21 protein-coding genes are annotated in these 22034 nt (G+C 61.1%); 11 read left to right on the forward strand and 10 right to left on the reverse strand.

The window, feature by feature from the left end; genetic code table 11:
* Positions 1–10: 10 nt before the first annotated feature.
* Genes VDP81_RS05450 through VDP81_RS05460 form a run of 3 tightly spaced genes read right to left on the reverse strand, consistent with a single transcriptional unit; the run spans position 11 to position 2908 of the window.
* Positions 11–595 carry a cytochrome c gene (locus tag VDP81_RS05450; protein ID WP_322996660.1) on the reverse strand — a complete coding sequence of 195 codons (585 nt, stop codon included), beginning with the start codon at positions 593–595 and terminating at the stop codon, positions 11–13.
* Complete coding sequence (locus tag VDP81_RS05455) at positions 588–1232, reverse strand: cbb3-type cytochrome c oxidase subunit II (RefSeq protein ID WP_322996659.1); 645 nt, start codon at positions 1230–1232, stop codon at positions 588–590. The genes VDP81_RS05450 and VDP81_RS05455 overlap by 8 nt, the downstream gene beginning before the upstream one ends.
* Before the next feature lie 2 nt (positions 1233–1234).
* Positions 1235–2908 carry a cbb3-type cytochrome c oxidase subunit I gene (locus tag VDP81_RS05460; RefSeq protein WP_322996658.1) on the reverse strand — a complete coding sequence of 558 codons (1674 nt, stop codon included), beginning with the start codon at positions 2906–2908 and terminating at the stop codon, positions 1235–1237.
* Between the two features lie 220 nt (positions 2909–3128).
* Between VDP81_RS05460 and VDP81_RS05465 the strand changes: the two genes are divergently transcribed.
* Positions 3129–3551, forward strand: coding sequence for an OsmC family protein (locus tag VDP81_RS05465; protein ID WP_322996657.1), 423 nt, complete (start codon positions 3129–3131; stop codon positions 3549–3551).
* A gap of 18 nt (positions 3552–3569) precedes the next feature.
* Here the strand turns inward: VDP81_RS05465 and VDP81_RS05470 are convergent, their stop codons facing one another.
* From VDP81_RS05470 to VDP81_RS05480, 3 genes are read right to left on the reverse strand one after another with little or no spacing between them, the layout of a single operon-like run.
* Positions 3570–4541 carry a thymidylate synthase gene (locus tag VDP81_RS05470; RefSeq protein WP_322996656.1) on the reverse strand — a complete coding sequence of 324 codons (972 nt, stop codon included), beginning with the start codon at positions 4539–4541 and terminating at the stop codon, positions 3570–3572.
* Between the two features lie 39 nt (positions 4542–4580).
* Positions 4581–5399 carry a CoA ester lyase gene (locus tag VDP81_RS05475; protein WP_322996655.1) on the reverse strand — a complete coding sequence of 273 codons (819 nt, stop codon included), beginning with the start codon at positions 5397–5399 and terminating at the stop codon, positions 4581–4583.
* 15 nt (positions 5400–5414) lie between these two features.
* Positions 5415–6182, reverse strand: a complete 768-nt coding sequence (locus VDP81_RS05480; RefSeq protein ID WP_323011770.1) for a crotonase/enoyl-CoA hydratase family protein — start codon at positions 6180–6182, stop codon at positions 5415–5417.
* Positions 6183–6285: 103 nt separating this feature from the next.
* Here VDP81_RS05480 and glyQ point away from each other — a divergent pair, with 103 nt between their 5' ends.
* The 5 genes from glyQ to VDP81_RS05505 are packed head-to-tail and all read left to right on the forward strand — an operon-like array spanning position 6286 to position 11438.
* Entirely contained in the window at positions 6286–7179 is an 894-nt protein-coding gene (glyQ, locus tag VDP81_RS05485) for a glycine--tRNA ligase subunit alpha (protein ID WP_322996653.1), read from the forward strand.
* The gene (gene glyS, locus VDP81_RS05490; RefSeq protein ID WP_323011771.1) at positions 7176–9308 is read left to right on the forward strand and encodes a glycine--tRNA ligase subunit beta; all 2133 of its coding nucleotides are present in this window, start codon (positions 7176–7178) and stop codon (positions 9306–9308) included. The genes glyQ and glyS overlap by 4 nt, the downstream gene beginning before the upstream one ends.
* The gene (gmhB, locus tag VDP81_RS05495; RefSeq protein ID WP_323011772.1) at positions 9305–9859 is read left to right on the forward strand and encodes a D-glycero-beta-D-manno-heptose 1,7-bisphosphate 7-phosphatase; all 555 of its coding nucleotides are present in this window, start codon (positions 9305–9307) and stop codon (positions 9857–9859) included. Before glyS ends, gmhB begins: the two co-directional genes overlap by 4 nt.
* Positions 9856–10620, forward strand: coding sequence for a lysophospholipid acyltransferase family protein (locus tag VDP81_RS05500; RefSeq protein ID WP_322996650.1), 765 nt, complete (start codon positions 9856–9858; stop codon positions 10618–10620). Before gmhB ends, VDP81_RS05500 begins: the two co-directional genes overlap by 4 nt.
* Positions 10617–11438, forward strand: coding sequence for a SprT family zinc-dependent metalloprotease (locus tag VDP81_RS05505; protein WP_323011773.1), 822 nt, complete (start codon positions 10617–10619; stop codon positions 11436–11438). The genes VDP81_RS05500 and VDP81_RS05505 overlap by 4 nt, the downstream gene beginning before the upstream one ends.
* Here VDP81_RS05505 and VDP81_RS05510 read toward each other — a convergent pair.
* Positions 11435–12958, reverse strand: a complete 1524-nt coding sequence (locus VDP81_RS05510; RefSeq protein ID WP_322996648.1) for an NCS1 family nucleobase:cation symporter-1 — start codon at positions 12956–12958, stop codon at positions 11435–11437. The genes VDP81_RS05505 and VDP81_RS05510 overlap by 4 nt on opposite strands.
* A gap of 180 nt (positions 12959–13138) precedes the next feature.
* Here VDP81_RS05510 and VDP81_RS05515 point away from each other — a divergent pair, with 180 nt between their 5' ends.
* Together VDP81_RS05515 and gloA are read left to right on the forward strand one after the other, a co-directional pair.
* Positions 13139–14068 carry a universal stress protein gene (locus VDP81_RS05515; protein WP_323011774.1) on the forward strand — a complete coding sequence of 310 codons (930 nt, stop codon included), beginning with the start codon at positions 13139–13141 and terminating at the stop codon, positions 14066–14068.
* 134 nt (positions 14069–14202) lie between these two features.
* Positions 14203–14598 (forward strand): lactoylglutathione lyase, encoded by a 396-nt coding sequence (gene gloA / locus VDP81_RS05520; protein ID WP_322996646.1) that lies wholly within the window; start codon positions 14203–14205, stop codon positions 14596–14598.
* A gap of 12 nt (positions 14599–14610) precedes the next feature.
* On the opposite strand, the gene rsmA is transcribed toward gloA, so the two are convergent.
* From rsmA to VDP81_RS05535, 3 genes are read right to left on the reverse strand one after another with little or no spacing between them, the layout of a single operon-like run.
* The gene (gene rsmA / locus VDP81_RS05525) at positions 14611–15444 is read right to left on the reverse strand and encodes a 16S rRNA (adenine(1518)-N(6)/adenine(1519)-N(6))-dimethyltransferase RsmA (RefSeq protein WP_322996645.1); all 834 of its coding nucleotides are present in this window, start codon (positions 15442–15444) and stop codon (positions 14611–14613) included.
* A gap of 4 nt (positions 15445–15448) precedes the next feature.
* Positions 15449–16939 (reverse strand): peptidylprolyl isomerase, encoded by a 1491-nt coding sequence (locus tag VDP81_RS05530; RefSeq protein WP_323011775.1) that lies wholly within the window; start codon positions 16937–16939, stop codon positions 15449–15451.
* Positions 16936–19305: an LPS-assembly protein LptD gene (locus tag VDP81_RS05535; protein ID WP_322996643.1), complete on the reverse strand. Its 2370-nt coding sequence runs from the start codon at positions 19303–19305 to the stop codon at positions 16936–16938. The genes VDP81_RS05530 and VDP81_RS05535 overlap by 4 nt, the downstream gene beginning before the upstream one ends.
* A gap of 132 nt (positions 19306–19437) precedes the next feature.
* Between VDP81_RS05535 and VDP81_RS05540 the strand changes: the two genes are divergently transcribed.
* The 3 genes from VDP81_RS05540 (at position 19438) to VDP81_RS05550 (ending at position 22022) form a co-directional block, all read left to right on the forward strand.
* The gene (locus tag VDP81_RS05540; RefSeq protein ID WP_323011776.1) at positions 19438–20487 is read left to right on the forward strand and encodes an aminoglycoside phosphotransferase family protein; all 1050 of its coding nucleotides are present in this window, start codon (positions 19438–19440) and stop codon (positions 20485–20487) included.
* Positions 20487–21200, forward strand: a complete 714-nt coding sequence (gene murU / locus VDP81_RS05545; protein WP_323011777.1) for an N-acetylmuramate alpha-1-phosphate uridylyltransferase MurU — start codon at positions 20487–20489, stop codon at positions 21198–21200. Before VDP81_RS05540 ends, murU begins: the two co-directional genes overlap by 1 nt.
* Before the next feature lie 102 nt (positions 21201–21302).
* Entirely contained in the window at positions 21303–22022 is a 720-nt protein-coding gene (locus VDP81_RS05550) for a hypothetical protein (protein WP_323011778.1), read from the forward strand.
* Positions 22023–22034: the final 12 nt, after the last annotated feature.

Raw genomic sequence — 22034 nt, forward strand, 5'->3', positions numbered from 1 at the left:
CAAGCTGCGATTATTTTTTGTCGAGCAGCGGGCGCAAATCCTCGTCACCCTTCCAGGGCGTGGTCTGAGACTTGGTTTCCTCGCGCACCTGTGCCGCAAACTTCGCGTCGATGGTGGAGGCGGAATTACCAAAGCTGGTGCGGACATGGCTGACAATGGCAGCGACTTCCTCGTCGGAGAACTTATCCTGGAAGTGCGGCATCTCGCCGTTATATTGAACGCCTTCGACGGTCAGCGGGCCATGGATGCCATGCAGCACGATCCGCACCATGACCCCTGCGTCTGCCGCATCCACCCATTCGGATTTGGACAAGGGCGGGAAGACGCCAGGCACCCCGCTGCCGTTGGCCTGGTGACAGGCCACGCAGTTGGCCGTGTAGAGCTGCCCACCGTCGGCACTGACCGGCACCATGAAGTCGGCGGCAATCCGGTCATCGCCTACATCGGCCGGCATGGGGGTATAGCTGGCATACAAATGCCAGACCGCCCACAACAGCAAAGCAGCAATAATGCCCAGCACGACCAGGGGAATTGGATGGCTGCCTTCGTAGGGCTCCGCATGTTCGCGGCGCTGTTGGGTAAATTTCTTACTCATTTGCGGCTCCTTCGACTGGCTTTTCAAGCTGATCTTTTACCGTCGTCGGCAGCGTGGCATCGGGGTTGAACGGATAGGTATGATTCAGGCCGATCAGGTAATCGACCAGCGCCAGGGCATCGGGCGTGGCCACCACGACCTGCCCATTGGGTGGCGCATAACTGGGCGGCAGATTAACGACCTTATCACCCGGTGCGGCCTTGTCCTTGATTTCGAACATAAAAGGAAAAGACGGCATATTGCTGCCTGGGGTATAGGCCCGCGGCTGGTACAAGTGGCCGAGGTTCCAGTCGACGCTGGGTTGGCGCGCCCCGATATTGAACAGGTCAGGCCCGGTACGCATGGTGCCCAGCAAGTGCGGCGAATCATAGTAATAATCGCCGGCGACCGGCGCACGACCCCAGCCGCGCTCAAAGTCAGGCGCAAAGGACTGGCTGCGTGGCTGCTGCGTATGGCAGTAGACACAACCCATCTCGATGTAGACCTGACGCCCGCGCAATTGCTGCTCGGTGTAGGGCTGGAGTCCCGGCGGCGGCTGGACCGAGCTGAGCTGCAAGTACGGCACCACGACCAGGGTGGCGGTGGCCAAGGCAAGGGTGACCATCGCCCCGCTTAGAAGTTTGTATTCGCTTTCCATGATCAGGCACCTGCAATCGCCTGAACACCAGGCTGAGACTTGTTTGTATGCAACAGGGCGGGGCCCACGCGATGGGCGCCGTAGCGCAATGCCATCAGCACAAAGTGCACGGCAAAGACCAAGTGGCCCAGCGTCATCAGGCTACCGCCCAGCGTACGGGCTTCGAGATAGGGCATGGTGACCAGCACAGACTCCATGAAGGGCTTGGTCGCATCCAGCATCGCCAGGCCCTGCAGCCAGCCACCGATGGACAGGCCGACGAAATACACGCCGATGCCGATGGTGACCAACCAGAAATGCAGGCTGATGAGCTTTGGATAAGGCCATTCCCAGGACATGACGCGCGGCATGACGAAATAGATGGCGCCGAACATGACGATGGAGAAGAAGGCATACAGCCCCAGGTGCGCATGCGCCACCGTGAAGTGCGTGAAGTGAGCCACCCGGCTGATGGAACGCAGGGCCTCGAGGGAGCCCTCGAAGGAACTGAGCGTATACATCATCGCGCCCAGGACGATAAAGCGCAGCGTGGGCGAGTAATACATGGTTTTGAAGTGACCGCGCATCGTCAGGTGCTGGTTGACCGTGAAGGCCAGCACCGGAATGATCATCATCATGGACTGCACGATGGACAGCGAAATGAGCCAGTGCGGCACAGGCCCACCGACCAGGTGGTGTCCCCCGACCTGTCCGTAGAAAAAGGCCAGCCCCCAGAAACCAATCAGCGACAGGTTATAGGATTGAATGGGACGACCGATGATTTTTGGCAAGAAGTAATACACCGAGGCCAAGGCAATCGGGGTGTAGTACAAGCCCAGCACATTGTGGCCGAACCACCAGTTCATGGCGGCCTGTTCAACCCCGAAGTGAACCCCGGGGACCTTGCCCACCAGATACAGCACCGGGAACCAGAACAAAGCCGCCCCCATGTACCAAATGGACACGTACAGGTGATCGACCTTGCGGTTGCGCAGGGTAAAAACCAAGGGGAAAGCGATGCAGGCACCGCCCAGCACGATCAGAATGCTGATCTGCCAGGGCACTTCAAGCCATTCCAGGCCATCGTTGATCCCGACGGCAATGGCGCCCAGGCCTGCGATCAGGCCTGCATTCCAGAGAAAACAGCCCAGCAAGGCAAAGCGGGCACCATAGAGGCGGGTTTTCAGCAGGCGCGGCAACACCCAGATCGCGATCCCGAAGGCCGCCATCGGACACCAGCCGTAGGCCACCATGTTCAGATGCAGCGTACGCGTGCGGCCGAACGTCAGCCAGGCGTATTCTGTGAGGAATTCCGGATTATGCAGCTTGATCGAGCTGATCAAGCCAAAGGTCGAGGCGGCCACCAGCCAGACGATGGCACAGGCCAGGAACGTGAACGTGACAAAGGCAGTAGACTGATCCGCCTCCAGGCGCTCGGCCAGCTCGACTTTCAGCTTATCTGCCAGCGAGGGGTCAATGACGGCCTTGCCGCTTTCAGTGACGATCCGCTGCAGACCAGCCCGCTGTTCGGGCGTGGCGGACGGGTCCTCGACGTGACCGATTTCCCCAGTCGAGAAAATCACCCCTGCCGCTGCGGGGTTGTCGTCAAATAAATTCCGCCGCAGCGACCAGATAAAAATACCCAGCCCGGTGACGGACAATATGAAGGTCATGAGTAATACGGTGACGGTATCCACAGCGCTTCCAGTGAAGGACAATCAAGGCCCACGCGCAGACCAAATCCACGCAGTGGTAGCTCGCAATTGTAGCGTTAGTTTTGATCTATGATAAATCCAGCGACTCAAACATCATTCATAAGTCCCCTCGAAACTCAGGGGCTTTCTGAGATTTTCCCCTTTTTTTCCTAGCGCATGACTAGGGAAAACACCTAAAACATCACATCGAAAGGATAGGACCATGGAGTGCACCCTGGATTGGCAAGGCCCCGAGGGCATGCTGTTTATTTCACGCACGGGCAGCGGCCATGTGCTGGCCATGGATGGCGCCCCCGATGGTGGCGGGCAAAACCTGGCTGCACGCCCCATGGAGACCCTGCTGACCGGCGCGGGTGGCTGCGCGGCCTATGACGTAGTGCTGATTCTGAAGCGTGGTCGCCACGCAATCACAGGCTGTCAGGTCAAGCTGACGGGTGAACGCGCCGACACAGAGCCCAAAGTCTTCACCCACATCCATTTTGAATTTCGCGTGACAGGCAAGGGCCTGCCCCTGGCCGCTGTCGAGCGGGCAGTGCATCTATCGCATACGAAATACTGTTCAGCCGTGGCGATGCTGGAAAAAACCGCAAAAATCACGCATTCGATCACGCTGATCGACGCCTGACGCGCACCCTGCGGCGGCTTACACCGCCATTGGTGCTGTCAGCGGAGGATGATGCTGATAACCATCCAGGGAAAAATCGGATGGCTCGACCTTTTCCAGCCAATCGGGCTCGAATCGGCCGGTCTGGGCGTACGCCGGGATGCGCTCGGACAAAAGCAGCTGCGGCGCAGGATATGGGGTACGCCGCAGCTGTTCGCGCAGCATGCCTACATGAGTCTCGTAGATATGCGCATCACCGATGAAATAAGTCAGCCAGCGCGGCTTGTAGCCGGTCAGGCGAGCCACCAGATGCACCAGAGCAGCGCCCTCGGTCAGGTTGAAGGGGGTGCCCAGCCCGACGTCGTTGCTGCGCACATACAAGCACATCGATAGTTCGCGTGTGCCTGGGTTGGCCAAAAACTGATACAGCAAATGGCAGGGCGGCAGCGCCATTTCTTCCAACTGAGCCCAATTCCAGCCATGAAACAAGATGCGCCGACTGCCGGGGTCGTGCAGCAACGTATCCAGGCAACGGCGCAATTGGTCGACGGCCTTATAGAGCAGCACGCAATCCTGATCCTGGTCACGCACCGGGCCAATCAGCCGATAGCCAGCAGCCTGTGCAGCCTGAATGCGGGCCAGGGCATCGGCCGGCAAGACCTTATACGCTGGCCATTGGCGCCATTGCACGCCATACACTGGCCCCAGGTCATCCGCCCCATCGCGCCAGGGACTGTCCAGCCAAGCCTGATTCTCGTTGGCATTTTGATCCCAGACGCGGCAACCCAACTGGCGGAAATCCGCAGCACTATCGGCCCCACGCAAAAACCCGACAAGTTCGCCAATGGCGGACTTGAAGGCGAGACGTTTGGTCGTGACAGCGGGAAAGCCACGCTGCAGATCAAACCGCAGGCAGGCACCCGGCAGGCTGAGCGTACGCACCCCGGTGCGGTTATCCTGCCAGGCGCCCTGGTCGAAAATGGATTGCACAAGATCCAGGTAGGCTTGCATGCCGGAGGCTTCCTGTTTGTTGTTAGTGATTGAACAGCGTCAGGCGGCGCGTTCCAGCACACGGCGGGCACGCTCGATCAATGCCAGATCCACCATGCGGCCATCCAGCCTGAAGGCGTATTCGCCCGTGCCGTCGGCGTGGTCCACCACCCGCCGCGCCCAATCCAGCTCTTCGGGCAAGGGACGATAGACCTGATGCACCACGGGCACTTGACTGGGGTGTATGCACAGCATGCCGCCAAAGCCCATGTCACGCGCGAGTTCGGCTGACTGGGTCAGTCCGGCGGCATCTGAAAAGTCCGCAAAAATAGTATCCAGCGGATCGGCCAGGCCATGCATGCGACTGGCCTGGAGAATCTGAAATCGAACCTGATCCAGAACCCGCCCGGCACCTTCGGTATGCGGACGAGAGCCGAATTCGACCATGATATCCAGAATGCCAAAGGTCAGGCGCACCACCCCGTTGGCGGCGGCGATGCGATCCATGACCCGCAGCCCCGAGGCGGATTCGATGGCCGGCATCAGGGGCTTGCCGGCCCCCGAGACTATATACACGTGATCTGCGGTCTGGGCCTTGGGCAGAACGATCCCGGCGACCGACGGCAAGGACCGGCAAACCGCCAGGTCATCCTCGAACCAAGGTGTCGTGCCATCATTGATGCGCACCCACAAAGGCTCATCGGGGTGGGCTTCCGCATAATTGGCCAAGGCATCGCGGCCCGCTGATTTTGCACCTGGCGCCACCGAGTCTTCGAGGTCGATGATGACGGCATCGGCCCCGCTGGCCACGGCCTTGGGGAAGCGATCCGGCCGACTGGCCGGCACGAACAGGGCACTGCGCATCAGGGTTTTATGCATGGTGGTGGGCTCCGGTTATTTCCCCTGCCACACGGGGGGGCGTTTTTCGGCAAACGCCGTGGCGCCTTCGCGGGCATCGGCAGAAGTGAAAATATGCGCAACCCGCGAACGCTGCAGATCGAACATGTCGTCCGGACGCCAGTTTCGCGACTGGGCAATGACGGACTTTGCCGTGCGTACCGCCAGCGGGCCATTGGCCGCAATCGTGCGGGCAAGCTGCAGCGCCACATCCAAGGCCTGGCCTGGATCGGCCAGACGATTGACAAAGCCCAACTGATAAAGACGTTCGGCGGTGAAAAAATCGCCCGTCAGTACGGCTTCCATGGCGATATGGTAAGGAATGCGCGACGGCAGGCGCAGCATGCCGCCCGACCCCGGCACCAAACCGCGCTTGACCTCTGGCAGGCCAAAGCTGGCCTCGCGCGAGGCCACGATCAGATCGCAGGCCAGGGCAAGCTCGCAGCCGCCCGCCAACGCATAGCCTTCGATGGCGGCAATCAGGGGTTTTTCGGGGGGGCGTTCACACAGCCCGGCAAACCCGCGATCCCCGACATAAGGGCGCTGGCCCGTCGCCGCAAAGGCCTTGAGGTCCATGCCTGCACAAAAATTTCCACCAGATCCTGTCAGCACACCCAGGCGCAACTGATCATCGCCATCCAGTTCGTCCAGGGCCGCTGCCAGCGCCTGGGCAGTTTCCAGATTGATGGCATTGCGCGCCTGAGGGCGATTCAGGCGGATGACTAGAACTCCGTCCAGCCGTTGAGTTTCCAGGCAGTCGCTCATGATTTCTCCGACAAAAAACAGAAGTGGATAAAATGGCCGTTTTGGGCACAGTCTGAACTGTACCCGAGTTTCGGACACGAACCCTGCGAAGACCCGCCACGTCATGCTTACATTTCAACAACTAATTCTATCGCTCCAGCAGTATTGGGACCGTCAGGGTTGCGCCTTGCTGCAGCCCTACGATATGGAGGTCGGGGCCGGAACCTCGCATACGGCGACCTTTTTGCGGGCCATTGGCCCCGAGCCCTGGCGTGCCGCCTATGTACAGCCATCCCGGCGCCCCAAAGACGGCCGCTACGGCGACAACCCCAACCGCCTGCAGCACTACTATCAGTTCCAGGTGGTGCTCAAGCCCGCGCCTCTTGATATCCTGGACCTATATATCGGTTCTTTGCAAGCCCTGGGCATCGACCCCCAGCAACACGACATCCGCTTTGTCGAAGATGACTGGGAAAACCCCACCCTGGGCGCCTGGGGTCTGGGCTGGGAGGTCTGGCTGAACGGCATGGAAGTCACGCAGTTTACGTACTTCCAGCAGGTCGGCGGCCTGGACTGCAACCCCACCATGGGCGAGATCACCTACGGACTAGAGCGTCTGGCCATGTACCTGCAAGACGTAGAGTCCGTCTACGACCTGGTCTGGACCAAGGCCCCCGATGGCCGGGTGGTTCACTACCGCGACGTGTTCCACCAAAACGAGGTCGAACAGTCCACTTATAACTTTGAATACGCTGCCACCCCCATGCTGTTTGCCCATTTCAACGACTACGAAACCGAGGCCAAGCGCCTGATCGACGTGCCCCTGGCGCTGCCCGCCTACGAAGCCACCCTGAAGGCCGCCCACACTTTCAACCTGCTGGATGCCCGAGGGGCCATCAGCGTCACTGAACGCGCCACCTACATTGGCCGCATCCGCAACCTGTCCCGCGCCGTGGCTCAGGCCTATTATGATTCCCGCGAGCAACTGGGCTTTCCCATGCTGGAGGCCCAACCATGAACACGCAAGCCCTGCTGGTCGAACTGCTGACCGAGGAACTGCCCCCCAAAGCCCTGCAGGCGCTGGGCGAGGCCTTTGCCAACGGCATCCAGCAAACCCTGGAAAAGCAACATCTGCTGGCCGACGGTTGCAGCCTCACGGTCTATGCCACACCGCGCCGCCTGGCCGTGCACCTCAGCGCAGTACTGGACCAGGCACCGGACCAGTCCTATGCAGAAAAGCTCATGCCCGCTGCCATCGGCCTGGACGCAGAAGGCAATGCCGCCCCCGCTCTGCTGAAAAAACTGCAGGCCAAAGGCCTGTCGCATTTACAGCCAGCCGATCTGGCCCGCCACCACGACGGCAAACAAGACGTGCTCTACGCCGAGGGCACCGCCCCTGGCGCACAACTGAGCGATGGACTGCAACAGGCGCTGGATTACGCCGTCACCCACCTGCCCATCCCCAAGGTCATGCAATACCAATTGGCGGATGGCCACACCAACGTCAAATTCGTGCGGCCAGCCCATGCGCTGCTGGCCTTATGGGGTGACACCGTGGTGCCGGTTCAGGCCCTGGGCCTGCAGGCCGGCCGCATCACCCGCGGCCACCGATTCCTGTGCACCGATCCGATCTCGATTGACTCGGCAGACGACTGGGCCACGCAACTGTCCTCCGGGGGCTACGTCGTCCCCAGTTTCGACGAACGTCGCAGCCGCATTGCGCAACAACTGGCCGACACCGCCGCCAGCCTGAACACCACCATCGGCCACACCCCGGAAACGCTGGCCCTGCTGGATGAGGTCACGGCCCTGGTCGAATGGCCCACGGTGTATGTGGGGGCTTTTGATGCGGCCTTTCTGGCCGTACCGCCCGAGTGCCTGATTCTGACCATGCAGCTGAATCAAAAATATTTTCCGCTGTTCGACCCGACCAACAATCGCCTGACCCACCAGTTCCTGATCGTCAGCAATATGCAGCCAGCCGATCCAGCGCTGATCATCCAGGGCAACGAGCGCGTCGTGCGTCCGCGCCTGGCCGACGCACAGTTCTTTTATCAGACCGACCTGAAGACGCCGCTGACTGACCGCGTGGCGGATCTGGCCAACAGTGTCTACCACAACAAGCTCGGCACGCAGCTGCAACGCACTGAACGCGTGCGCAAAACGGCCCGCTGGCTGGCCCCGCTGGTGGGCGGCGACGCGCTGCTGGCGGCCAGATCCGCCATGCTGGCGCACGCGGATCTGGGCACCCTGATGGTGGGCGAGTTCCCCGAACTCCAAGGCATCATGGGGGCTTATTACGCCCACCACGAAGGCCAGCCGCCCGTCGTGGTGCGCGCCCTGCGGGACCAATACCGCATCCGCCTGGACGAACCGGTCACCCCCGACACACTGACCGCTACCGTGTTGTTCATGGCCGAACGCGCCGAGACCCTGATTGGTATCTGGGGCATCGGCCTGGCCCCCACCGGCGAACGCGACCCTTACGGCCTGCGGCGTGCCGCACTGGGCCTGATCAGCGCCTACGAACAGCTGACCGTCGGCGGTTGGCTGCAGGACAGCCAGGACAGCCCTGCCAATCTGGCCGAACTCCTGGCCCAGGCAGCCACCAATTTTCCAGCGGGCGTGCTCGACAAGGACACCATTCCCGCCGTCCAGGACTTTATTTACGAACGCTATCGTCACCAGTTGGCCGCGCACCACGAACGTGCTGCCATCGATGCTGTGCTGGCGCTGCGCCCGCCACTGCACCAAGTCAATGCCCGGGTCCGTGCCTGCATGGAGTTCATTCGCCTGCCCGAAGCCGAATCTCTCGCCGCCGCCAACAAGCGCGTCAGCAATCTGCTGAAGAAAGCAGACCAGACACTGCCGGATTTCGATCTGGCCCTGCTGGCCGAGCCCGCCGAACGCCAACTGGCCCAGACCATCACCACGCTGACGCCCAAGGCCCAGGCCGCGCTGCAGGCGGGCAACTACACTGACAGCCTGGCAATTCTGGCCCAGGCGCGCACGGCGGTGGATACCTTCTTCACCGAAGTCATGGTGATGGCCGAAGACCCTGCGATCCGCACCAATCGCCTGGCCTTGCTGCAAGCCCTGCACCAGTTGATGAACCAGGTGGCCGATCTCTCAAGGCTAGCCCAGTGAAACTCATAATTTTGGATCGCGATGGGGTAATCAACCAGGACAGCGACGACTACATCAAATCCCCCGACGAATGGGAAGCCATCCCAGGCAGCCTGGAGGCCATTGGCCGCCTTAGTCAGGCAGGGTGGCGGGTGGTCGTGGCCACCAATCAGTCGGGGCTGGCGCGCGGCCTGTTCAGCATGGAAACCCTGGGGGCCATCCACCAGCGGATGCACCAGGCCGTCAGCGCAGCCGGGGGACAGATCGACGCTATTTTCTTCTGCCCCCACAAGCCTGATGAAAATTGCGACTGTCGCAAGCCCAAACCCGGGATGCTGCACGATATCGCCCGACGCCTGGATGTACGCCTGGAGGGCATTCCCTTTGTCGGCGATACCCTGCGCGACCTGCAAGCAGGCGCGACAGTGGGCTGCGCTCCCTGGCTGGTTTTGACCGGCAAGGGCCGCCAAACCTGGGAGACCTCGGGCACTTGCGGCGAACTCCCGGCCGGGACTGAAGTTCGAGATGATCTGGCGGCAGTGGTCGACGCCCTGCTAAAGGGCTCACCATGATATTTCTGCGCTCCGCCCTGTACATGACGTTTCTGGTCGTGACGATCATCCCCTATGCCGTTTGTTGCGTGCTGTGGGCCCCCCTGCCCCTGACCTGGCGCTACCGCCTGACCCTGGGCTGGCCTGCACTGGCGCTGTGGGGGGCTCGCTGGATTCTCGGTATCCGTTACCAGGCGCGGGGCACCGAACACCTGCCCGATGGGCCGGCGATCATTCTATCCAAGCACCAATCCGCCTGGGAAACTCTGTATTTCGCCGTCAAACTGCCTCGCGATGTTGTTTTTGTCTATAAAAAAGAACTGCATCACGTGCCTTTTTTCGGTTGGAGTCTGGCGCTGCTCAGCATGATCCCAGTGAATCGCGCCAAGGGCCGCGAGGCCTTCGAGCAAGTCGTCCGCATCGGCAGCCAACGGCTGCAAGAAGGCCGCTGGCCCGTGCTGTTTCCCGAAGGCACCCGGGTAGCACCCGGCGAAATCGGCCGCTACAAACAAGGCGGCACCATGCTGGCCTGCAAGACCGGCGTGCCGGTGATCCCTGTGGCCCACAATGCCGGCGAACGCTGGCCGCGCAACGCCTTCATCAAGACCCCAGGCCTGGTGACGGTGTCCTATGGCCCACCGCTGGACCCCGCCAACTACAATTCTGTGACGCTGAACAATGCCGTGCGCGATTGGATCGAAGCCGAAATGCGGGTACTGAACCCCGAGCGCTATGCGGACGCCAAGCCGTCCGGCGGTCAGCGCGCAAGCTCCCATTCGTGAATCAGAACACAGAGACTTCCAGGCAGCTGGATTTGTTTGATACGGCTCCGTTCACGGCCAAGACCGGCGCCAGCAAACGGCCGCCCGTTGCCGTTCAGCCCGCCGCCAACGCCCTACCCGCCTATGTCTTGCGTCGTTCCCGGCGCAAGACCATCGGCCTGACCCTGCGCGATGCCCAACTACACGTACAGGCCCCCACCTGGGTCACCCGCCGCCAGATTGAAGACGTCATTCGCGAAAAAAACAGCTGGATTCAAAAAAAACTGGCCATCCAGCAGGAACGACTGAGCCTGCTGGCCCTGCAAAACACCCAATGGCGGAATGGCGGACGCATTCCGTACCTGGGCACGATGATCCGCCTGGCCCTGGACAGCACGGCCCAAACTCATTTCGATGATTCGATCGACCTGCCGGAAACGGGGCGGGTGCTGACGCTGGCACTGCCGGATAGCGCCGACAGCGCGCGCATCCAGGACCTGACTCAGGCCTGGCTACAAGCGCAGGCCACCAGACGATTCAAGCAACGCCTGCAGCATTATCTGGATCTGGCGGGACAGCAAATCCGCAGTTGGGGCCTGTCCGGCGCCCAAGGCCGCTGGGGCTCATGCTCGGGACAGCGCCGCATCCGCCTGAATTGGCGCCTGATCCACCTGCCACCCGATCTGATCGATTATGTGATTGCCCACGAAGTGGCCCATTTAAAGGAAATGAATCACAGCCCCGCTTTCTGGCGCGAAGTGGCCTGCCTGTATCCGGATTACAAGCAGGCCCGCGACACCCTGAAGCAGCACCACCCAGCGACCTTGCCGCTGTTTTAAGCGCGGCTGCTGTGGGGGTCGATCTGTATCCGGCCCCGCATGGCGATCCAGTGGAAGAAGCCCCCCAGGAATGCCCCGATGATCCAACCGAAGCCACCCAAGGTTTCACCCACCACCGGCACCCAGACAGTGGCCATCGAAAACACCGCCGCAAGCCCCACCGCCGCCAAGGCCCGGTAGTTCCAGCCGTTATTGAAGTGGTAGACGCCCTTGTCGGACATGGTGAACATATCGGCCACATACAAGCGGCCCTTGCGCAAGATATAGTAATCACATACCAGCAAGCCATACAGTGGTGCCAGCACTGCCCCCAAGGTATCGACGAATTTGTCAAAGCCCATGGGAGCAATCACGGCAACCCACAGCACCGCGATCACGAAACCCACTGTGGCGGTGATCAGGCCCCCGATCCGAAAGGAAATTTTCGAGGGCCAAAGATTGGCCAGATCGTAGGCGGGCGGCACAAAGTTGGCCACCAGATTGATCCCCACCGTCGCGATGAAAAAGGTCACCGCCGCCACCAGGGTCAGGTAGGGATTGCCCACCAGCCCGACAATATCAGCGGGGTTGGTCAGTGGCTGGCCACCGCCATGCTGCAGGGCAATATAGGACCCCGCCGTGATGAACAGGGCCAGGAACGTAAAAAGCGTCAGTGACACCGGCAAGCCATAGAAATTACCCCGGCGCATGTGCGACAAAGACCGTGTAAAGCGCGAGAAGTCGCCGTAATTAACCACCACGGCAGCAAAATACGCCACCATGGTGCCCATCACCCCAAAAAAGGCCGATATGGCTGCCCAGCCGGAGAGTTCAGCCGACTGGAACATGGTGCCAACCCCGGTGAGCAGCTCGTCGCCGGCCTCGGTCCAGAGGAAAATCAAGAGCAGAATCATCACCACATAGACCGCCGGTCCTGCAAAATTCAGAAAGCGGGAAATCCAGCCTATGCCGCGCATGAAGATCAGCAACTGGAAAAAACTGACGATGATGATGGATAGCCAGCCCACCCAGGTCAGGGACAGAAAGGTCTCGGCAGAGTGATGCGGCACAAAGACATTGATCGCCAGTGCCACGGCGGTAGAGGCGAAATAGGTCTGGGCACCAAACCAGAACATGCCCACAATGCCGCGCAGCAGCGCCGGGAACCGCGCCCCCAGCACCCCCATATTGGTGCGGGCAATGACGGCATAGGGAATGCCGTAGCGTACGCTGGGCTTGCCCGATAGATTGACCAGAAACATGACCAACACGCTGGCCAGGATAATGGCCAGGAATACCAGCCAGCCGCTGATACCCGCCGTGATGAACAGGCTGGCCGCCAGGGTATAGCCCGCCAGCGACTGCACGTCGTTCGTCCAGACATTGAAAATCTCCAGCGCCCCCCAGGTGCGCTTGGAGGCCGGAACAGGCGCCAGGTCTTCATTAAAGAGCTTTTCGTTGCGGTCGGTGATGGTGTAGTCACCATCAGCCAGCAAGCCCGTGGTGGTGGATATACGCTGATGCAGATCCTGAGAACTCATGACGCCCCCTATTAGTGGCACGGCCGCTATCAACCCGCAGGGCCGCCCAGCCCTGCCAGCATGGCCTGGTGCCAACTTAACATGGCATTAACAAGAAATCGACAGCGTATTTATGCTATGCAGAATATGCGGTAACGTCAGCTGTGTGGTTCCCAGATCAATCAGCCTGCAGGTAACAACATGAGCGCAACACAGAAAGACCAGCTGATCGTGGTCGGCTTCGATGGGTCACGCGAAGGTGATTTTGCACTGGAATGGGCCGCACGCGTGGCTCAGCGGCGGGCTTGCCCCCTGCTGATCATTTCAGCCACCGAGGTCGACCCCGACAGCGTCGAGCTCGCCCGGCCCGGCATCCAGGAAATGTACCTGCGCCGGGCTCAGCAGCTTGCCGAATCCGGTATTCCTCGGGCACGCATGTTCACCGACACCGAGGTCAGGGCCAGTGGTCAGCCAGGCGATGCCGCCAATGCCCTGGTCGAGGGCGCGGACCACGCAACCTTGCTGGTGATCGGCCACCGCACGCGGGGGATACTGCCGGACATCATCCTGGGCTCGGTGGCCTTCAAAGTCACCAGCCATGCCACCTGCCCAGTGGCCGTGGTGCGTAAATCACCACGCCCCCTGCCCTCTGACAAGTTCCCGGTGGTGGTCGGCGTGGACGGCTCGAAATTCGGGGTGCGCGCATTGGACGAAGCTGCCCACCTGGCGGCTGAAACCAACTCATTCCTGCGCATCGTGGTGGCCTGGAAACGCCCCAACTGGGATCTCTGGTCGCTGGCGTCTTCCCTGCGGCCCGCCGACAACCGCAGCCTGGCCGATCAGGCCGCCGACGAAAAAATCTATCAGCAGGTCGTGGCGGATACTTCGCGCCAGGCCGAGACCATCGCCCAGCAAGCCATCGACCAGATCCAACAGCGCTACCCGGACCTGCGCACCGAGTCCGTCATTACCGAAGGACCGGCTGACCAGGCCATTCTGGCGGCGGCCAGCGATGCCAGCATGATTGCGGTGGGTGCCCGGGGCCTGGGCGACTTGCCCGGCCTGCAAATCGGTTCCATCAGCCGCAAGGTCATGCAGCGCGCCGAATGCGCCGTCTATGTCGTGCGCTGACCCGGCACAATCCGCAGCGCCCCCGGCAGCCGCCTTCTGGCGGGGCCGAGGAGACAGCGTCACAGATTCCAGTCGCGCAGGCATAAAACCTGCGTATCATAGGTCTGTCAATACTGTCTGATCAGGAACACATCATGCGACTTCTACACACCATGCTGCGCGTCGGCAATCTGGACCGGTCCCTTATGTTTTACACCGACATCCTGGGGATGCGGCTGCTGCGCCGCAAGGACTACCCCGATGGCCGGTTTACGCTGGCCTTTGTCGGCTACCAGGACGAAGACGAAGGTGCCGTGCTGGAACTCACCCATAACTGGGACACCGAGACCTACGACATCGGCGATGGCTATGGCCATATCGCCATCGCAGTCGAGGACGCGTATGACACTTGCGCCACCATCAAGTCCCGCGGCGGGCTGGTGGTGCGCGAGGCCGGCCCCATGAAGCATGGCAACACCGTGATTGCTTTTGTGCAGGACCCCGACGGCTACAAGGTCGAACTGATTCAGCGCAGCGGCCGAGAGGACTGATCCAAAGCCCTGCTAAACGGCCCTGGAGGGGGTCAGCGCATCCGCCATATCCATGAGTTGGGCGACCGATAGTTCCTGGGGACGCGCCGTGGGGAAAACACCCAAGGCCTCCCAGTCCAGCTGTTGGGCCCAGCCGCCCAGGCTGCCGCGTATCATCTTGCGGCGATGCTCGAACACCCGCGACACGAGTTGATCGAACACGGCAGGGTCCAGCGGCAAGCGGCGCTGATCAGCGGTCAGGGGGCGCATGCGCACGATGGCCGACATCACCCTAGGAGGGGGATCGAAGGATTCCGGCGGCACATCAAACAAATGCGTCATGCGATAACGCGTCTGCAGCATCACCGACAGCCGCCCATACTGGCTGTCGCCCGGGCGGGCCACCATGCGATCGATGACTTCCCGCTGCAGCATGAAATGCTGGTCCTGCACCAGATCGGCCCACTGCATCAAATGAAACAACAGCGGTGTGGAGATGTTGTAGGGCAGGTTGCCGACCACCCGCAATCGCCGAACCGGCGCATCGGGCTGCCCGGGGGACTCCACCGATCCGGTAGTGGGCGGCAGCAGCTCGGAAAAATCGACTTTCAGGGCATCAGCCTGCACCAGCGTCAGGCGATCCGCAGGCCAGGCATGACGCAGCCGCCGGGCCAGATCACGATCCAGCTCGACGGCAGTCAAGTGTCGCAAGCGACCCAGCAAGGGTGACGTCAGGGCCGACAGCCCTGGGCCGATCTCGACCATGCAATCATCCGGCAGGGGATCGATCGCCCGCACGATGGCATCCACGACGGATTCATCACTCAGAAAATGCTGGCCGAAACGCTTGCGTGCCTGATGTTGCATAGGATTATTGCTGCCCGCTGAGGGTGTTGTCCAAGCGGTTATCGATATAGGCCTGGCTGCGCAACTGATCCAGCCAGTCTTCGTATGCCGGGCCGATGCGCCGCTGCATGAGTTCGCTGCGAGCCTGCATGCGGCGGAACTCGTTTTCCATGTTTTTGCTGCGACGTTCCTGTACCTGGATCAGGTGCCAGCCAAAGGGCGATTTGACGGGCAGACTGACCTGGCCGTCCTGCAGATCGTTCATGGCCTGTTCGAATGCGGGCACGGTCTCGCCGGGGCTCAGCCAGCCCAAATCGCCGCCCTTGGGGGCAGAGGCGTCTTGGGAATAGCGCTTGGCCAGCTCGGCAAAGGACTCACCATGCTCGATACGCTGGCGCAGCCCATCCAATGTGTTGCGTGCCTTATCGTCATCCACCACCTGGGTGGTCTTGATGAGTATGTGACGGGCATGCGTCTGGGTCACCATCATGGGCCCAGTGGGCTGCTGAGTCTGAGCCTGGACCTGTGACGGAGCAGCAGGCTTGGCGGCCTGTCTGGGCGCTGGCTGCTGAGCATAGCCACGCCGCAGAACCTTGAGAATATGGAAGCCTCGACCGCTTTGAACGATTCCGCTGAGGCCGCCGGCCGGCGTATTCTGAATCGCCTGAGAGAACAGATCAGGCCATTCTTGCAGGGGACGTATCCCCATCTCGCCCCCTTGCAGCGCCTGAGGACCATTGGAGGACGCAGCGGCCACCCCGGCGAAATCCGCACCTGTCTTCAGTTTGCGCAAGATGGCTTCAGCCTCTTGGCGTTTTTCCATCACCACGGACTGAGCGGCATAATCGGGGACCTCGATCAGTATTTGCGCGAGTTCGATCAATTCCGGGCCGGTGGCAACAGGCGCAGCGGCGGATTCGGGCGCGGGCGCTGTCATCGCCTGCGGCGGGGGCAACTGGCCGCCCTGAGATTGCAAGAAGGCATCGATATCATCATCGCTGATGCTGATGCGATCTTCGACCAAGCGCTGGCGCAGCATGTCGTCCTGTATCTGCGAACGCAGTTCTGACTGGTATTGCTCCCAGCCCATGCCGCTGCCCAGGATTTCCTTGCGCAGTTGGTCGACGCTAATCCGGTTACGCTGCGCCACGGTCTGGATGGCATGGGTCACCTGGGCATCGGTCACGCGAATGCCTAGCCGCCGGGCCTCGTTATTTTGCAGCATCGTATTAATCATTTGCTGCAGCACCTGATGTCGAAGAATCGTAGTCTCCGGCACCGGAATGCGCTGCTGCTGCATTTGTCGGCGCACTTCTACGATCTTGTCGTCCAGTTGGCCCAGGGTGATGACCTGCTTGTCGACAATGGCAGCAATGCCATCGACAAACTGCTGGGCCGGGGCCGCCTGACGCGCAGCGGATTTACCCGCTGCCAGGGCCGGGGAGGCCAGAACGCTGCCGCCCAGCACCAAGGCCAGGAACATCGTACCAGCGGGATGACGCAAGCCAGACATCATTCATACCTCTCGAAGACAGTTTTTTCGGGCGTGGGTGAAATCACGGACTGATACCCGGTAATCCGCTGGGACAGCAGGGACATGGGATCAGTACCCAATGTCCCCAGACCTGTGAGTTCCAACTGCAGGAACAAAGCTGTATTGGCTTTTTCGGTGGACACGGCATAGCGCTGCAACACGGCGCGCGCCGCCCAGCCCCCATCGCCGCGATATTCGAGCCCGACGATAGACTGGGTATTGCGTTTCTCAGCCAGGGAGTAATCATAGCGGCCTACGCCGAACCAGTGGGGCGTCAGCGGCCATTGTGTACTGAGGCTGATCTGCTCATGCGACTGCAAGGATGCATCGGGCGGCAAAACGCGATAAGGGTCCGTGTATAAATTGGGGTCGCGCTCGTAGCGATAGGCCAGGGCCAGGGAAGCAAGGCGTTTAGGTGCCCAACGCACCCCTGAGCTGAGACGATTGCGTTTATTGGTCTCGTGGTCGAACTGACCGTCGAAATACATGGAAAAGCGATCTGTCAGGGCAAGATAGGCACCCACCAGATAGTCTGATTCAGATGCCTTGCGCGGCGTCTGGCTGGGCAAGGTGACCCTTTGATCTGCGAAATAAAAGCGCTGGGCCACCGACAAGGACATGCGTTCGAAGCCCGTATCCGCATCCAGCCAGTTGGTGGTCAGGCCTGCCGTCAACTGATTGGCATTGGCAATGCGGTCCCAACCGCCGCTGAAGATGTTTTCGTCGAAGGCCTGCTGGTAGCTGAACGAGGCCATGCCGGTATCAAACACCGGCAAGCCGGATTGGTCGCGATACGGCACATACAGATAATACAGGCGCGGCTCCAGGGTCTGGATGGCTGCGTTGCCAAACAAGGTTGCTTCGCGCTCGAAGGTCAGCCCGGCATCCAATGAAGCGATTGGCAAGACCCGCGACTGGCTGCTGGGCTGGCCCATGAGTTCGGGCGGCAGGCTGCGGATGCTGTCATAAAACCAGTCGGTCTGATATTGGCTGAGATGCATGCCGATCTTGGGGGTAATGTAGGCCCCCGGCCACACAAAGGGCCGCGCCACCGAGGTATAAGAGGTCGCGCGCATGCCATTGGGCATCAGGCGCTGGTCGGCTTCCTGGGGGAACGCATCGCCCTGGTAGATCGGAGCCAGGAAGCGAGTGGCATAGTTGTCCGACACCACATCAAAGCCATTCCAGTTGTAGTGCTGGGCACGCACATGGAGTTCGGGCAATTTATTGTAGGGCGGTGCCAGGAAGGTCCCGGTGGAGTCCTGCAGGGTCTGGTAGGTATAGAACTGCAACGAGGCACTGAGGTACGGACTGCCGGCCCACGTCAGCATTGCCTGGCTGGGCATATAGGTAATGGCCGCATCCGTCATCCCGAAAGAGGAAAAGTCACGGAAATAGTCATCATCAGAGACTTTGCGGGCATCCAGATAGGCCTGCACGCCACCGCCCAGGTTCTGGGTGTGCTGGACGGAGTACAGCCAACGATGGTCGCCGGTCTGGCGGTCGCGCATGATGTAAGTGCCGAACAGTTCGGAATGCGAACGCTCGCTGAGGTGGCGGAACTCGGCCCCCAGCAGCACCCCGCGCTTGCTCATGAAGCGCGGCGACAGGGTGGCGTCGTAATTTGGGGCCAGATTGAAATAATACGGGGTGGTGAGTTCGATGCCAGCGTTGCTGGATGTGCCATAAGTGGGCAGCAAAAACCCGGATTTCCGATCCTTGCCCAGCGGAAAGCTAAGATACGGCGAATACAGAATGGGGACGCCTTTAAAGCGCAAGACCCCGTTGCGCGCCACTCCTTCGTTTTCGTCCATGTACAGATCGACCTGCTTGGCATCGATATACCAGGCAGGATTCTGGCCGGTCCAGCCGGTATAGCGCACATCATCCAGCCGCATATGCTGGCGGCTCAGCACATCCGCATACGCGGCATGCCCTTGGCCCGCGGACGCCCCCAGCCAGAACTCGGGTGCCTGAATGGCCCCCTGGCTGGTGCCGGTGTTATAGCGCAGATGCGGGGCCTTGATGATATTGCCATCGCGCATCATCAGGCCATGCCCGCTGACTTCGATTTCGCCGGTGTCCTGATCGTAGTCGATGCGGTCGCCCTTGATGACCCCATCCAGCCGCCGCACCTGGGCATTGCCCTGCAGGCTGACACGCCCTTGGGCGTCGCGACTGATGTCATCGCCGATCAAAAAGGCCGGCAGTGCGTCATCCTGAGGGGCGGAATGCAGGCGCAGGCTACCCACCGTGCGCAACTCGCCCGTCGGCGCCACTGGCTGATCTGCCATCGCCGGGGCGGATATGAACACGCTGACAAGAATGATGCGGCTAATCCAATGCACGTAAACCGGACCCTTAAAAAGGAGGGAGGAAGAAAGCACTGGTCTGCGCACCACAGAGACCAGCGACCCGGTATTATAAAGAAGCCACGCCTTAGGCGTACGACTTGCTGATTTCATGGTGCAAAATTCTTCATGACCTCTCCTAATGCTTCCGACCCCCGCCTGATGGCGCTACATCTTTGGCTAGACCAACAGGACAGCGCCCTGGGCTTGCAGGCCGATAGCCTGGTGCCTGTGTCTGGCGATGCCAGCTTTCGGCGGTATTTCCGCCTGCAGGCAGCCAAAGGCCCCCTGATCGTCATGGATGCCCCGCCCCCGCACGAGGACTGTACGTCTTTCGTCGAGGCCGCAGCACGATTGGCCGCCGGCGGGCTGCGCGTCCCCGATATTTTGGCCCAGGACCAGACCCACGGCTTTTTACTACTGACCGACATGGGACGCCAGACCTTTTTCCAGGCGATCCAGGCGGGGGCCACCCAGGACGACGCCACCTGGCAGCAGCACATGCGGGGGGCCTTGCGTGCCTTGGTGCGCCTGCAGCACTGCGACACAGACGGGCTGCCCACCTATGATGCCAGCCGCCTGCTGCAAGAACTTTCCCTATTTCCCCAATGGTACCTGCAGGCCCACCTGGGCGTCACCCCGGACGCCGACACCCAGGCCATGCTGACCCGCACCTTCGCCCTGTTGGTCGGCCAGACAGCGACCCAACCCCAGGTGTTCGTGCACCGCGATTATCATTCACCCAATCTCATGATCGGCATGGGCGCCCCGGATTTCGTCCCTGGCATTATTGATTTTCAGGATGCTGTGCTAGGCCCCATCAGCTATGACCTCGCCTCGCTGGTGATGGACGCCCGCACCACCTGGGACGAAAGCCAGCAATTGGACTGGGCCATCCGCTACTGGGAACACGCCCGCACCGCCGGCTTGCCTGTCCCTGCGGATTTCACTGAATTCCATACCCAATACGAATGGATGGGACTGCAGCGCAACTTGCGCATCCTGGGCATATTCGCCCGACTCGCGCTGCGCGATGCCAAGCCTCAGTATCTGGACCACATCCCGCGCGTCCGAGCTTATGTCAACCAAGTCGCCAGTCGCTACCAGGTGTTCCATCCCTTGCTGCGCATGCTGGAACACGCCGAGAACGCCCCCACCCGCGACGGCTATTCATTCTGATGCGCGCCATGATCCTGGCTGCGGGACGCGGCGAACGCATGCGCCCCCTGACCGACCATTGCCCCAAACCCCTGCTGCCTGTAGGCGGCCAGCCCCTGATCACCTGGCACCTGCAGGCCCTGGCCCAGGCCGGCATCCGGGATATCCTGATCAACCACGCCTGGTTGGGCGAGCAGATCGAGGCCGCCCTGGGCAATGGTCAACCCTGGAGCGTCCGTCTGCAGTATTCGCGCGAAACCCAGGCGCTGGAAACCGCCGGCGGCATTGCCCGCGCGCTGCCGTTCTTCCAGGACCAGCCCTTTTTGGTCGTCAACGGCGATATCTGGTGCGACTGGGACCCCGCCCAGGCACTACGCTGGGCCGACAAGCTATCCCCCCGCGCCCAGGCCCATCTGCTGCTGGTCGACAATCCCGATCACCATCCTGACGGGGACTTCTCCCTGTACCCAGATGGCCGGGTGGATGAAAAGCAGGCCGCCTCTGCAGACATCCCGTGCCTGACCTTCGCCGGCATCGGCCTGTACCGCCCCAGCCTGTTCGCCACGACATCCCCCGACCACCCCGCCCCGCTGGCCCCCCTGCTGCGCCAGGCTATGGCCGGACAAGCCGTCCAAGGCACCCACCACCTAGGCAGTTGGGTCGATGTCGGCACCCCTCAACGCCTGGCTCTGCTGGATGCCCGTCTGCGCGGAAAAATTCGCAACCAACTGTAGACATCGGGGCAAACACTCCCCTTAAACCGTTTATGCTTATGGGTTTCAGCACAGGCATCCACCGAGGATGCCCAGTACCCCGCCTTGCCCCCAGGAATGCTTATGTCTTTTGGATCCAACCGCCCCACGTTCAAGCCCACCCCCTACGGCTATACCCGCCGCAGCCGGGGCATTCCACGCTGGTTATTGCTGCTGATCACGGGCATCGTGCTGGGCGCAGGCGGCGTATTGTTCCTGCAACGCAGCTATGGCCCTCAGCGCCTGACCGTCGAGCAATCCGAGCAGCTGCGCATGGACCTGAACACCACCAACCTGGAAAACCAGCGCCTGAACAACGAAGCCAAGACCATCCGCCAGGATATTTCTCAGGTCAAGGAGTCCCAGGCAGCCCAGGACGTCCGCATGCAGCAGTTGCGCAAGCAAACTGCCGATATGGAAGCTGGTGTGGCCAATCTGATTGCCGCCATTCCGCCTGATCCGCGCGGCACGACCCCCGGCATTCGCTACGCCGACCTGACCGTCCAGGACGGTCAACTGGACTACCAGATACTGCTGATTCAGGACTTGGCCGAAGGCCAGACCGAAACCCCCAATCTACGGGGCGAGATCAAGCTGGTCGGCGTGGGCACCTACCCCAATGGCAATACAGGATATGTGGATCTGATTGCGCAACCCCTGGAAATGGGCCGCTACATCGTCGTCAGTGGCCAGGCCGATCTGCCCAAGGCCTATCGCCTGCGCCAAGTCACCATCCAAGTCGTGGGCGAGGGTTCGGATACGGTCATCGCAACCCGCACCCTGAGGGTCACCACCGTCAAATAAAGCCCAGCAACA

Origin of the sequence: Castellaniella sp., from assembly GCF_034675845.1 — a bacterium.
Classification (GTDB): Bacteria; Pseudomonadota; Gammaproteobacteria; order Burkholderiales; family Burkholderiaceae_B; genus Castellaniella.

Excerpts from the sequence above, each read along its gene's own strand:
- VDP81_RS05450 (WP_322996660.1), bottom strand. The coding sequence starts at position 595 with ATGAGTAAGAAATTTACCCAACAGCGCCGCGAACATGCGGAGCCCTAC.
- VDP81_RS05455 (WP_322996659.1), bottom strand. The coding sequence starts at position 1,232 with ATGGAAAGCGAATACAAACTTCTAAGCGGGGCGATGGTCACCCTTGCC.
- VDP81_RS05465 (WP_322996657.1), top strand. The coding sequence starts at position 3,129 with ATGGAGTGCACCCTGGATTGGCAAGGCCCCGAGGGCATGCTGTTTATT.
- VDP81_RS05470 (WP_322996656.1), bottom strand. The coding sequence starts at position 4,541 with ATGCAAGCCTACCTGGATCTTGTGCAATCCATTTTCGACCAGGGCGCC.
- VDP81_RS05475 (WP_322996655.1), bottom strand. The coding sequence starts at position 5,399 with ATGCATAAAACCCTGATGCGCAGTGCCCTGTTCGTGCCGGCCAGTCGG.
- VDP81_RS05480 (WP_323011770.1), bottom strand. The coding sequence starts at position 6,182 with ATGAGCGACTGCCTGGAAACTCAACGGCTGGACGGAGTTCTAGTCATC.
- glyQ (WP_322996653.1), top strand. The coding sequence starts at position 6,286 with ATGCTTACATTTCAACAACTAATTCTATCGCTCCAGCAGTATTGGGAC.
- glyS (WP_323011771.1), top strand. The coding sequence starts at position 7,176 with ATGAACACGCAAGCCCTGCTGGTCGAACTGCTGACCGAGGAACTGCCC.
- VDP81_RS05500 (WP_322996650.1), top strand. The coding sequence starts at position 9,856 with ATGATATTTCTGCGCTCCGCCCTGTACATGACGTTTCTGGTCGTGACG.
- VDP81_RS05510 (WP_322996648.1), bottom strand. The coding sequence starts at position 12,958 with ATGAGTTCTCAGGATCTGCATCAGCGTATATCCACCACCACGGGCTTG.
- VDP81_RS05515 (WP_323011774.1), top strand. The coding sequence starts at position 13,139 with ATGAGCGCAACACAGAAAGACCAGCTGATCGTGGTCGGCTTCGATGGG.
- gloA (WP_322996646.1), top strand. The coding sequence starts at position 14,203 with ATGCGACTTCTACACACCATGCTGCGCGTCGGCAATCTGGACCGGTCC.
- rsmA (WP_322996645.1), bottom strand. The coding sequence starts at position 15,444 with ATGCAACATCAGGCACGCAAGCGTTTCGGCCAGCATTTTCTGAGTGAT.
- VDP81_RS05530 (WP_323011775.1), bottom strand. The coding sequence starts at position 16,939 with ATGATGTCTGGCTTGCGTCATCCCGCTGGTACGATGTTCCTGGCCTTG.
- VDP81_RS05540 (WP_323011776.1), top strand. The coding sequence starts at position 19,438 with ATGACCTCTCCTAATGCTTCCGACCCCCGCCTGATGGCGCTACATCTT.
- murU (WP_323011777.1), top strand. The coding sequence starts at position 20,487 with ATGCGCGCCATGATCCTGGCTGCGGGACGCGGCGAACGCATGCGCCCC.
- VDP81_RS05550 (WP_323011778.1), top strand. The coding sequence starts at position 21,303 with ATGTCTTTTGGATCCAACCGCCCCACGTTCAAGCCCACCCCCTACGGC.